Consider the following 12130-nt stretch of genomic DNA (forward strand, 5'->3'; position numbering starts at 1 on the left):
GAACAAGGACGAAGCCGTGGGCTCGCTGGTAATCGAGAATGTGAAGAAGGCCTTCGGGCCGGTCGAGGTGCTGAAAGGCATCAACCTCGAAGTGACCGACGGCGAATTCGTCGTCTTCGTCGGCCCATCTGGCTGCGGCAAGTCAACCTTGCTCAGGGTCATCGCCGGGCTGGAGGATTCGACCTCCGGCAGGGTGGTGATCGACGGCGCCGATGTCTCGGCCACGCCCCCGGCAAAACGCGGCATCGCCATGGTGTTCCAGACCTATGCCTTGTACCCGCATCTGACGGTGAAGAACAATATGGGCCTCGGCCTCAAGCAGGCCGGCACGCCCGCCCCAGAGATCGAGCGACGCATCGGCGTCGCCTCGTCGATGCTGTCGCTGGAACCGTATCTCGAGCGCCGGCCGGCGGAACTGTCGGGCGGCCAGCGCCAGCGCGTCGCCATCGGCCGCGCCGTGGTGCGTGAGCCAAAACTGTTTCTCTTCGACGAGCCCTTGTCGAACCTCGATGCAGCGCTTCGCGTCAACACGCGACTGGAGATCGCGCAGTTGCATCGCCGGCTGAAGGCAACGATGATCTACGTCACCCATGATCAGGTCGAGGCGATGACGCTGGCCGACAAGATCGTCGTGCTCAACGCCGGCCAGATCGAGCAGATCGGCGGCCCGATGGAGCTTTACAATTCGCCGGCAAACGAGTTCGTCGCCGGCTTTATCGGCTCGCCGAAGATGAATTTCATCGACGGCCCCAGATTGGGCGAGACTGCCAAGACCATCGGCGTGCGGCCGGAGCATCTGACCGTGGATCCAAGGTCCGGCGCCTGGAAGGGAACGGTGGTGCACGCCGAACATCTCGGCGCCGACACCAACCTCTATCTCGACTGCGAAAAGGCCGGGCTGATCACGGTCCGCATTTTCGGTGTCTACGACGCCGAGCCAGGTGCGACGCTGTATGCAACGCCGGAGCCGGGTAAAACATACCGGTTTGGGGCGGACGGGAAGACGATCAAGTAATCCTTCGCCGACAGCAACCACGGCGATCACACCGCGCCGAGCAGCACCGCGCCATGGATCGCCGCCTGCCAGCCCAGGGCCGCCCAGCGTATGTCCAGAGGCTCTACAACAAGCGAATGCGGCAGGCTGTCCGCGATGCGCTGCTTGAGCGCCTGGCGGGGATAGGACTTCATGTCGACAATGCCGCCACCGATCAGGATCGCCTGCGGGGAAAACAAAGCGGCTGCCGTTGCGATGGTCACCGCCTGCTGCCAGACGATCTCATCGAGCCATTCGCGCAGCGATGGCGGCTGCCCGGCCGCCGAAAACAGATCGGCCACCGGGATATCGTAGTCTGTCGCGAGTTCGACAAGCGTTGCCCCTGAGGCGTAGGTCTCGACCCGGTTTGGCGGTCCGCTTTCGTCAGGCCAGTAGATCGGCATATGGCCGATTTCCAGCGCCCAGCCGCCGCCCCTGAAAATGCCGTCCTTGCCGAGATAGGCCGCACCGATGCCGGTGCCGAGATAGACCGCCAGCACCTCCTTTTGCCGCTTCACCGCGCCGGCAACGCTTTCGCCCAGCAATTGCAGCACGACGTCGCGTTCGAGCCGCACGGGAACGCGGAGCCGCGATGCCAGTTCCGTACCCAGCCGGATACCGTTCAGTTCGGGAATGTTGGCCGTGTGCAGCACCGTGTCGAAGTCGCGGTCGATGAACCCAGGCACCGTCGCAACGACCCGTGCAGGTTTGAGCCCGGCATCGCGGCAGGCTGCGGTGACCGCATCGGCCAACCCCGCCACAGGCGCGCCCTTGCGCAGTTGCGCGGTCGGGTAGGTGCGGGCGAAATCCACCGGGTGGCCGCGATCGGCAAAGCCAACCTTGACCGACGTGCCGCCGATCTCGACCACGGCGATGGTCTCATCCGTCGTTTTGTCGGTCATGCGAGCGGTTCCAGGAATTCCGAAAGACAGGCGCGGAATTCCAGCCGGTAGGCGGCGCGATCCTGCGATTTGGCTGTGATGGTGCAAAGCCGGGCCGACGGAATGAGTCCGGCCAGCGTCTGTGCGTCCTCCAGTCGATGGACGAGGTCATGGTCATGGCCGATGACAAGAGTCGGCACCGCGATAGCGCGGATGTCCGCCTCGCTCACGCCGGGACCATCGCCGGCGATCGCCGAAAGCAGCCTGCCGAACAGAACCGGGTCCGGGCGAGTGAAGAAGCCTTGCAGGCTGCCGAGATTGTCCGGCGCCAATCTGGCCAGTTCGCCGGCAACAGCGCTGTCATCGAACAGACGCCTGGCGTCTTGGGGCGAATGCCGCATCAAGAGATCGCCGACCACGGCATAGGGCCTCATATTGGCCGGTGCAGCCTGGGATACCCACGCAGGCCGGGCGAGCACCAGCGCCCGCACCCGCGCCGGCCTGTGCACCGCCAGGCGAAGCGCCAGCGCCGCGCCCATCGAGATGCCGCCGACGACGGCCGGGCCGAGGCCGAGATCGTCGGCCAGTGCATCGACGTCCTCGGCAAACGTCGCAACCGAAAGCCGCTCGACCGGCCCGTAGCTGGATCCGCCCTGGCCCCGGCATTCGAGCGTCACCCGCCGGGTCACCGGCAGATCGGGAAACACGTCGGCAACCTGCGCGTCGTCGCCGCCTAGGCCGTGCTGAAAGATGACGGGAAGCCCGGCGCCGACGTCCCGGTAGGCAAGATCGACGCCATCGCGGCTGAAGGTCTCTTTCACGCGCGCTCGCTCGCTTCCAGCACGGTGCGCAGAAAGGCGCCCACGCCGGGCGCCTCGGCCTCTGTCAGGCCATGCGTGATCAGGGGTCCGTCGAAGCCAGCGGCTGTCAGACGGCCGATGAAATGCGGGAAATCGACGACGCCCTGTCCGGCGGCGGCAAAACTGCCATCGGCATTGCGGTCCTTGGCATGGGCCATGCCGATCTCCGCAGCCAGCAGATCGACGGCCTCGTCGATCAGGCGGTGACGCTCCGCGCTGTCCGCCACTTCGAATAGATTGGCCGGGTCGAGCACAATGCGCAGCCGCGCGCTGTTCATCTCGTCGAGCAGCCGGCGAGCGGCCCGCGCGCTGGAGACGACATTGGCCAGTTCCGGTTCGATGCCGAGCTCGATGTCGAAGCGCTCGGCAATCGCGATCGCCGCTTCCATCTCCGTCCGCAGATCGCTCCATGCCGCCTCGCTTGCATTGTCGGGATGCCAGCGCCACGGATCCTGTGCATCCCTTGTGCCGGTGCACAGCGTGATCAGGCGCGTGCCCATGTCAGCGCATGACGCAGCCAGCACCTCCAGCCGAGCAAGACCTGACACACGAACCGAGCGATCCGGGTGGATCATATTGTAGGTTCCAGACACGGCCGCGATCGAAACGCCGGCCTCGCCGCTCGCCTTAGCGACGGACCGGGCCGCGCCGAGCTCAATGCTGTCCGGCATCGACGGCAGTCCAAGGCACGCCATGTTGAACTGCGCCGCCGTGTAGCCGCCGTCCGCGACCGCGCGCAGCACCGGCAAGGCGCCGGTGGTGGCGAAGGTCTTGGCGAAAATCCCAAGCTGCATCACACGACCCCGTCGACATCGGCCAGACGGACGGCGCGGCCGCCGGCAGCGGCCGAGCGGGCGATGGCCGCCATGCCCCTGACCGAGGCGATGCCGTCCTCGATGCTGGCGCCGATCATGGGCGCGCCATTCAGCACGACATCGGCAAAGCCTTCGAGCTGCCGGCGATAGAAGTGGCCATCCGCGCCAAGCGTGCGATGCCAACTGCCATCGGCCTCGCGGAAAATGTCGACCTCGCTGCTCTTGTAGTACCAGGGGTTATACGTCTTCGCGAGAACGCTGCCGTTCTGGCCATAGATCTGGAACCCTTCGTGCCAGTCCATGCGCACGGCGACCGTCAGGTCGAGATGGCCGATCGTGCCGTCGGCGAAGATGGTGGTGATGAACCAGCAATAGGCGCCATAGCGCTCGGTGAGCCGGGCCTCGACCGCCTCGATCGGCCTGTGCAGATGGCGCGCCGTATCGATGAGATGGCTGCCATGCGCCAGCATATAATACTGGCGCAGATCCGCCTTGGGATTGACGGAGGGCTTGCGTGCCTTGGCGCTGGTGATGATGAGCGGCTGCACCGCATCGGTCATCGGGTAGCGGTGGGTGCTGTCGCAATACCAGCCCTTGAATGCCAGACGCTCGCCCATCTCGTTATCTACGAAGGCCTTTGCCGCCTGGATGCCTGGATCGAAGCGCTTCATATGGCCGACCTGAAGCACCTTGCCGCTCTTGTCGAGTGCGGCCCGCAAGCCTTCGACTTCCTCGACCGAAACGCCCAGCGGCTTCTCGCACAGCACATGCTTGCCGGCATCCAGCGCCAGTTCGGCGGCCTTGACGTGGAACGTGTCCGAGGTCGCGATGATGACGGCATCGAGGTCGGGATCGGCCAGCATCTGGCCGTAGTCGGCATAGGATTTTTCGGGCGCGTAGGTCGCGGCCATCCTGTCGCGCAGATCGTCGGCGACATCGCAGATGGCATAGAGGTCGGCGTTGCGCGCCTTGGTGCAGGATTCGAAATGCGCGGCCTGCGCAATCGGGCCGCAGCCGAGCACGCCGACACGCAGCCGCTTTTCGTCTTTGCGAGGCATGGAATCTCTCCTGATTAGCGCGCGGCGAGGCCGCGAAGTTGAAATTGCGGATCGCCCGACAAAGCTGCCTGATGCAGCAGACAGGCAGCGCCCAATGCCGGACCGTCGGCGCCGACGCGCGACAGTTCGACCGTGGGAACGGGATAACCTTCAGCCAGGAAGTCCGAGAGGAAAGCTTCCACCTGTTCGGCGACAAAGGGATAGATGGCATTGACCGAGCCGGAGAGAATGATGCGCTCCGGCTGCAAGGTGCAGGCAAGCGTCGCCAGGCCGCGACCGAACCACAGCGCCCAGTCGCGCGCGGTGGCGACGGCTGCCGGATCGCCGCCGGCCAGCGCTGCGACAAACTCATCCACGCCGGCGCGCCGCCCGCTTATGTGCAAATAGCGCGCCAGCAAAGCATCCTTGCCGACATAGGATTCCAGCCGCCCCGGGCGCTTCGCGTCGAAGACAAAACCTTCGTCGCCAATGCGTAAGTGCCCGATTTCGCCGGCGCCGCCGAGCCGGCCGCGATGCAGCCTGCCGGCATTGATGATGCCGCCGCCGACGCCGTTCTCGATCAGGATGATCAGCGCATCCTCATCGTCCTTTCCCGGCTGCGCCCAGTATGTCTCGGCCACAGCGACGGCATTGGCATCGTTTTCCAAGAGGATTGGAAAGTCCGCGCCAAAGGCAGTGCGCAAAAGCTCCGCCAGATTGACCCCGTGCCAGCCAAGGATGGTGGCATGGTATGAAACGCCATCAGCGGCGGGGAAGCCGGGCACGGCGACATTGAGCCCGTAGGGGCGCGTGCCCGCAGGCAATTGTGAGCGGATCTCGGCGACGAGTTCCCCGATGATGTCGACCGCGGCTTCGGGCGTGCTACCGGGGCCGGCAAATGCCCTAGAGGCGCTCGCACGCCGCGCGCCGGCAAGGTCGACAGTCACGACTGCGATCCAGTTGACGCCGATATAAGCGCCAAGGAAGAAGCCGCCATTGCCGTCGATCTCGACCAGGATACCGGGACGGCCGACCCGACCCTCGCTATCCTGCTCGTCATCCGCTCCATCCGACCGCTCGCGCGCCAGACCGGCTTCCGTCAGCCCCAGCACCAGGGCGCCGGTGGTCGACCGGGTCAGGCCGAGATCGCGTGCGAGCGCCGCTCGGCTCGACGCGCCGGCACGAAACAGCGCCGCAAGTGCCCGCGTTTCGTTCGGCCGAAGATCGGTCGACACCAGCACGTCGTTCTCCACAATTTGTTTGATTGACATACTAATAGAATTTCTAGGCGGTTTGAAAGACCCACGGTTGGGGGCATTGCAACAAATATTCAGCATCCCCAAGCCCATTGACCCAAGTTTCAAACGATGATTTGTGTCAGAAACTTACAAATTTGCATGGGAGGATGCGATGCCGGTTCTAGCGCGTCTCGAACACATCGTGAAGGATTTCGGTGCCGTTCGCGCGCTGGACAACGTCTCGCTCGACATCAATGAGGGCCAGGTTCTCGGCCTGACGGGCGACAATGGTGCCGGCAAATCGACGCTGGTCAAAACCATCGCCGGAAATTTGCAGCCGACGTCAGGCGCCTCCCAAGCCTGTCCTCCGGCCGCATCGGACGGGGGACATCTCCTCGAAGGAAGGCTTGTCAGTTGCCCGCTTCGCAATCAGAGACTGCTTGCGTCTCTCCAGCAGGCGATCAGATGACCGTCGCCGGCCTGCCTGACGGGTGGTTGCGCCTTTCGGCAATCGGGCAGCGCGACAGGACAGCGGGCGGCAAAGGAGCATCCGGAGGTCTCGGCATCGTGTGCCGCGGCGTGGAGCTGAGCCGGAGCCCTCGGCGCCGTCTCATCCGAGGACGCGGCCAGAAGCAGCTTCGTGTAGGGGTGGTTGGGGCCACGGAAAATCTGCTCGGATGACCCCGTCTCGACCAGCCGGCCGCGATAGAGCACGCCGATCCTGTCGGCCATATAGCGCACCACCCTGAGGTCGTGGCTGATGAACAGATAGGTGGTGTCCTTGTCGCGCTGCAGGTCGTTGAGCAAATTGAGCACGGTCGCCTGCACGGAAACGTCGAGCGCAGAGGTCGGCTCGTCCAACACCACGAGCTTCGGCACGCCGGCAAAGGCGCGCGCAATCGCCGCCCGTTGGCGCTGGCCACCAGACAGCGATCTCGGCTTCTGGTCGACGGTCGTAGCGGCAAGACGAACCGAGGCCAGGAGATCGCCGACACCCTGCTTCACCTCGCTGCGGCTAAAGCCGGCGAGCCGCCGCAGCGGACGGCCGAGGATCCTGCCGATCCGCTGGCGCGGATTGAGCGTGCGGTCGGGTGACTGGAACACCATCTGCACGTCGCGGCGTTCGCTCAGGCTTCTTTTCTCGACGCGCGGCGCGACCACGCGGCCGAACAGCTCGACCGTTCCGGCGTTCGGCGTCTGCAGGCCGGCCACGATTCTTGCCAATGTCGACTTGCCGGAGCCGGATTCGCCGATCAGCCCGAACGTCTCGCCCTGGGCTATCTCCAGGTCGATATCGTGCAGGACGGCTTGGGAGCCGAAGGCGTGGCTGATGCCTTTGCAGGCGACGGCGATCGGACGCGCGGCTTCCGGTTGATCGCTGCGGACAGGCTTCGACGGGCCGGTTGTGTGCATCTCGGCCAGCCTGCCGTCGCGCTTGGTGAAGTTGAGCGCCGGGATCGAGGCGATCAGCGCCTTGGTGTACGCGTGAACAGGGTTCTCGAAGACATCGTTGGCGATGCCGCTTTCGACCACCGTCCCCGACTGCATCACGGCCACCCGATCGCAGGCCCAGCGGACCATGTTGATGTCATGGCTGATCAGCAGAACGCTGGTTTTGTGGTCGCGGCGCAAGTCCTGCAGGATGGCGATGATCTCGGACTGGACGCTGGCGTCAAGCGCCGTCGTCGGCTCGTCCAGCACCAGCAGCGACGGGTCGAGCGCAATCGCAATCGCGATGTTGGCGCGCTGCTGCATGCCGCCCGACAATTCATGCGGATAGAGATCGAGCACCCGCTCCGGATTGCTCACCCTGACACGGCTCAGCAGCCCGGCGGCGCGGGTGCGTGCTTCGTCCTGCCGAACCGGGCGATGCCGCATAATCGTCTCGGTGATCTGCCGGCCGATCGTCATGGCCGGATTGAGCGCCGCACCCGGATGCTGGTAGACGGCCGCGATGCGATCGCCCCTTAGCCGGCGCAGCTGTTCGCCGGAGAGATTGCGGATCTCGCGGCCCTGGAACTCGAGCGCCGACGCGGCGATCCGGGCGTTGCGCGGCAGATAGCGCAGAATAGCGAGAGCCACCGAGCTCTTGCCCGATCCGGACTCGCCGACAAGGCCGAGCGCTTCGCCTTCGCCGATGGCAAGCGACACGCCGTTGACGGCCGGATGCGATCCCCGGCGTCCATCATAGGCGACGGTGAGCTGCTCGACGTTCAGAACCGATGACGACATGTCTTGCTGAAACCACTTTCTTTCGGCGCGGTCTTCGAGGGCAATCGCTTCCGCTTTCACGCCGCACAATCTCTATAAAATTACTCGAATTAAGCTGGAGCGCAATCTACCTTTCACCGCTCAGGAGAGATTGTCGCAGCCGGTCGAGGCATCGCGACGGTCCCTTGGAGCAGTTCTGCAAGGAGGCCGACATGGCACGCGACCACATGATCCTCAGCGCGTTTTTCTTCAACCCGCAGGGCGATCATCGTATGTCATGGCGCCATCCGCGCGCGCCCGGCCGCGAAGTGCTCGACTTCGACTTCTACCGCGATCTCGTCCAGTCTGCCGAGCGCGCCAGGATCGATACGATCTTCGTCGCCGACCATGTCGCGATCTGGGATTCCGTACAGAGCGGCGTCGCCCATTACGCCAATGCCCGCCTGGAACCGCTGACGCTGTTGTCGGCGCTTGCCGGCGTGACCAGGCATATCGGCCTCATCACAACCGCCTCGAGCTCCTACAGCGAGCCCTACAATGTCGCCCGCATGTTTGCCTCGCTCGACCATATCAGCAAGGGCAGGGCGTCTTGGAATGTGGTGACGTCGGCCATGGACGAGGAGGCCCGCAATTTCGGCCGCGACGGCAATATCGAGCACGCCTTTCGCTATGAGCGCGCCACCGAATTCCTCGATATCGTCAAGGCACTGTGGGACAGCTGGGAAGACGAAGCCCTGCTTATCGACAAGGCATCGGGCTATTTCGCCGATCCCGACAAGGTCCATGCGATCAACCACAAGGGCCCGCATTTCAAGGTGCGCGGACCGCTCAATGTCTCGCGCCCGCCGCAGGGCCATCCGCTGATCGTCCAGGCCGGCTCGTCCGAAGACGGCAAGAATTTCGCTACCGCGCACGCCGATGCGCACTTTGCCATCTACAGCACCAAGGAAGACGGCATCAAATATAGGCAGGACATCAACGAGCGCCTCGCCCGTTACGGCCGCAAGCCCGAGAGCTTCAAGATCCTGCCGGGCATCTTGCCGATCGTCGCAGCTTCCGAAGCAGAGGGACGCGAGCGGCAGGAGTATCTGCAGAGCTTGCTTCCCGATCGCGTCGGCATCGACCTTCTCTCGAGCTGGAGCGGTGTCGATCTCTCAGTCTTCCCGCCGGACGGCCCGCTGCCGCCGCTGCCGGACGAGAGCACCTTCAATGGCGGCCGCACCTCGCTCAATCGCGTCAAGGAATGGTCGAAGCAGAACCTCACTCTGCGCGAGATCGCTCGCAAGCTCGCCAACAGCGGTTCGGTGCCGACCGTCGTCGGCACACCGAACCAGATCGCCGATCAGCTGCAGGACTGGTTCGAGGCAGGTGCCGCCGACGGCTTCAACCTGATGTTCCCGCTGCTCCCGGAGGATTGGGTGAATTTTGCCGAGCAGGTCGTGCCGGAACTGCAGCGCCGCGGCGTATTCCCCACCGAATATGCGCCGGGGACGCTGCGTGACCGTTTCGGCCTGGCTCGGCCGGCCAACCGCTTCGCCGAACAGCGCGACAATGTGCGCGCCGTATCCTGACTTGGGGCAACTGATATGACCGCAGCGCCAAAACTTCAGCCCCGCGAAGCCACGGCTCCGCAGCTCATCAATGTTCTGCACAGCCCCAAGCGCATTCGGGTCAAATTCGCCGGCCGCACCATCGCCGACAGCCGCAACGTCCTGGTGCTGCGCTCCAACCATTTCCTGCCGATCTATTTCTTCCCGGCCTCCTCGGTGGACCGCTCGCTCTTAAGGCCGTCCGAGCATAGCCAGCGCCATCCCGTCGGTGGCGAAACCACCTATTGGAACCTGGAGACGGGAGAAAAAGCTTCGCCCAACGCGGCCTGGTCGCTTGTCGCGCCGCCGGATGAAAATCTGTCGCCGCTGGCCGGGCGTATCGCCTTCACCTGGAAGGCGGTCGACCAATGGTTCGAGGAGGAAGAAGAGGTCTTCGTCCACGCCCGCGATCCATACGCACGCATCGATGTGCTGCAGAGTTCAAGTCACGTCCAGATCTGGTTCGACGGCGAACTGATCGCCGACAGCCATCGCCCGGTGCTTCTGTTCGAAACGCATCTGCCGACGCGTTTCTACCTGCACCCGGACGATGTCAGGCTCGACCGGCTGACCGCTTCGGACAGCACGACGCGCTGTCCCTACAAGGGCATCGCCTCCTACTGGTCGGGCCGGCGCGCCGACGGCTCGGTAAGCCCCGATGTCGCCTGGAGCTACCGCGATCCCATTGCCGAAATGCCCAAGATCAGGGGCCTCATCGCCTTTTACCCGCAAGCCGTCGACCGCATCCATCTCGACGGCGAACCAGTCGCTTAAGCCATTCAACAGTCATTTCAGACAGGGGTTTCAAAATGACCAAACGCAACGACATCGATACGCTTCGCAATATGTCCGGCGACATCTGGAACGTCGCCGTCGATGAGCACCAGGCCGGCTTCCTCAAGCGCCGCGATCTCCTGAAATACGCAGCCTTGATCGGCCTCACCGGCTTTGCCGCCTCGCAGGGACTTGTTGGTTTCGGGACGGCGCGCGCTGCCGGCGCCGGCGGCACGGTCCGCGTTGGGCTCGGACAGCCGACCAAGGCGATCGATCCCGTCTCCATCACCGATCCGGCCAGCATCGGCGTCATCAGCCAGGTCGGCGAATATCTCATCCTCGACGATCCCAAGGACGGTCTGCAGCCCAAGCTCGCTCTGTCGTGGGAGGCCGACGAGACGGCCAGCCGCTGGACCTTCAAATTGCGGCCGGGCGTGAAATTCCACGACGGCCGCACCGTCACCGCCAAGGATGTGGTGGCGAGCTTCGAGCGGCTGGTCGATCCGGCCAGCGGTTCGTCCGCTTTGTCGGCCTATAAGGGCATCCTGTCCAAGGGCGGCGCCAAGGTCGTCGACGACCATACAGTCGCCTTCGATCTCGACGGGCCCAACAGCAACTTCCCCTTCTATGTCTCGTCCGACGTCTACAATGCCGTCATCCTGCCGGCCGACTATGCCGGCGATTTCGAGAAGAATTTCAACGGCACCGGCCCGTTCAAGCTCGAATCCTTCCGCCCCAAGCAGGGCGCCAGCTTCGTGCGCAACCCTGACTATTGGGGCGACAAGGCGCTGCCCGACCGCGTCGAAATCAAGTTCTTCGACGACGAGCAGGCGCAGGTGCTGGCGCTGCAGGCCGGCCAGCTCGACGTCATCCCGAGCACGACCCGACTGGAACTGGCGATCGAGGGCAATCCCAACTTCAAGCTGCTCAGCGTGCAGGCAAGTTCGCATGACGAGGTGCATCTGCGGACCGACCAGGCGCCGTTCACCGACAAGCGCATTCGCCGCGCCTTGGCGCTCACCATCGACCGCGAGGCGGTGGTCAAGGGCTTGCTCAAGGGCCGCGCCATCGTCGGCAACGACACCCCGTTCGCGCCGATCTTCCCCTCGGCCGATCCGTCGGTGCCGCAGCGCAAGCAGGACATCGCCGAGGCCAAGCGCCTGCTTGGCGAAGCCGGCGTGCCGAACGGCTTCCCGGTGACGCTGACCACCGAGCGCGCCTATGACATTCCCGATTATGCCGTGCTGATCCAGAATTTTGCCAAGAAGGCCGGCATCGACATCAAGCTCAACGTGCTGCCGCAGGACGCCTATTATGGCTCGGCGAAATTCGGCTCGTCGCCATGGCTCGATTCCAATCTCGGCATCACCGATTTCGGCCATCGCGGCACGCCCGACATCTTCCTCAACGCGACGCTGAAGAGTTCGGGCGCCTGGAATGCGGCGCATTTCAACAACCCGGCCTATGACGGGTTGCTGCTCGAATATGGCAAGGCCCGCGACCTTCAGGCGCAACGCCTTGCGGCGGGCAAGATCCAGACCTTGCTGCTGGACGAGACGCCGCTGATCATCAGCTACTTCTCGCAATACAGCCGCATCGTCTCGTCGAAGGTCGAGGGCGTCCGCTTCACGGCGATCTCGCATCTGCTGCTCGATCGCGTGACGTTCGCCCAGGCATGATTGCGAGACGTCC

The 12130-nt window shown here is 64.3% G+C and carries 10 protein-coding genes and 1 pseudogene; 5 read left to right on the forward strand and 6 right to left on the reverse strand.

Translation table 11 applies throughout. The annotated features are described in order from the left end of the window. The first annotated feature begins 16 nt into the window (after positions 1 to 16). On the forward strand, positions 17 to 1015 hold the full coding sequence (locus tag NKI31_RS08000; RefSeq protein WP_023715542.1) for an ABC transporter ATP-binding protein: 999 nt from the start codon (positions 17 to 19) through the stop codon (positions 1013 to 1015). 26 nt (positions 1016 to 1041) lie between these two features. On the opposite strand, the gene NKI31_RS08005 is transcribed toward NKI31_RS08000, so the two are convergent. Genes NKI31_RS08005 through NKI31_RS08025 form a run of 5 tightly spaced genes read right to left on the reverse strand, consistent with a single transcriptional unit; the run spans position 1042 to position 5897 of the window. Beyond that, positions 1042 to 1935: an ROK family protein gene (locus NKI31_RS08005; RefSeq protein WP_352651118.1), complete on the reverse strand. Its 894-nt coding sequence runs from the start codon at positions 1933 to 1935 to the stop codon at positions 1042 to 1044. Beyond that, positions 1932 to 2735, reverse strand: coding sequence for an alpha/beta fold hydrolase (locus NKI31_RS08010; protein ID WP_352651120.1), 804 nt, complete (start codon positions 2733 to 2735; stop codon positions 1932 to 1934). Before NKI31_RS08010 ends, NKI31_RS08005 begins: the two co-directional genes overlap by 4 nt. Next, entirely contained in the window at positions 2732 to 3568 is an 837-nt protein-coding gene (locus NKI31_RS08015) for a sugar phosphate isomerase/epimerase family protein (RefSeq protein WP_352651121.1), read from the reverse strand. The genes NKI31_RS08010 and NKI31_RS08015 overlap by 4 nt, the downstream gene beginning before the upstream one ends. After that, positions 3568 to 4647 carry a Gfo/Idh/MocA family protein gene (locus tag NKI31_RS08020; RefSeq protein WP_352651123.1) on the reverse strand — a complete coding sequence of 360 codons (1080 nt, stop codon included), beginning with the start codon at positions 4645 to 4647 and terminating at the stop codon, positions 3568 to 3570. The genes NKI31_RS08015 and NKI31_RS08020 overlap by 1 nt, the downstream gene beginning before the upstream one ends. Before the next feature lie 14 nt (positions 4648 to 4661). Further along, positions 4662 to 5897 (reverse strand): ROK family transcriptional regulator, encoded by a 1236-nt coding sequence (locus NKI31_RS08025; protein WP_352651125.1) that lies wholly within the window; start codon positions 5895 to 5897, stop codon positions 4662 to 4664. A gap of 139 nt (positions 5898 to 6036) precedes the next feature. On the opposite strand from NKI31_RS08025, the pseudogene NKI31_RS08030 reads away from it, so the two are divergent. Continuing rightward, positions 6037 to 6216, forward strand: a pseudogene (locus NKI31_RS08030) (ATP-binding cassette domain-containing protein); the annotation flags it as partial. 77 nt (positions 6217 to 6293) lie between these two features. Here the strand turns inward: NKI31_RS08030 and NKI31_RS08035 are convergent. Then, positions 6294 to 8096: a dipeptide ABC transporter ATP-binding protein gene (locus tag NKI31_RS08035; protein ID WP_352514596.1), complete on the reverse strand. Its 1803-nt coding sequence runs from the start codon at positions 8094 to 8096 to the stop codon at positions 6294 to 6296. A 191-nt stretch (positions 8097 to 8287) separates the two neighbouring features. Between NKI31_RS08035 and NKI31_RS08040 the strand changes: the two genes are divergently transcribed. From NKI31_RS08040 to NKI31_RS08050, 3 genes are read left to right on the forward strand one after another with little or no spacing between them, the layout of a single operon-like run. Further along, positions 8288 to 9646, forward strand: a complete 1359-nt coding sequence (locus tag NKI31_RS08040) for an LLM class flavin-dependent oxidoreductase (protein ID WP_352624065.1) — start codon at positions 8288 to 8290, stop codon at positions 9644 to 9646. 15 nt (positions 9647 to 9661) lie between these two features. Further along, positions 9662 to 10438, forward strand: coding sequence for a DUF427 domain-containing protein (locus tag NKI31_RS08045; RefSeq protein WP_352651127.1), 777 nt, complete (start codon positions 9662 to 9664; stop codon positions 10436 to 10438). 35 nt (positions 10439 to 10473) lie between these two features. Beyond that, entirely contained in the window at positions 10474 to 12117 is a 1644-nt protein-coding gene (locus NKI31_RS08050) for an ABC transporter substrate-binding protein (RefSeq protein ID WP_352651129.1), read from the forward strand. The last annotated feature ends 13 nt before the right edge of the window (positions 12118 to 12130 follow it).

This window comes from Mesorhizobium sp. M0659, assembly GCF_040320605.1.
Classification (GTDB): domain Bacteria; phylum Pseudomonadota; class Alphaproteobacteria; order Rhizobiales; family Rhizobiaceae; genus Mesorhizobium.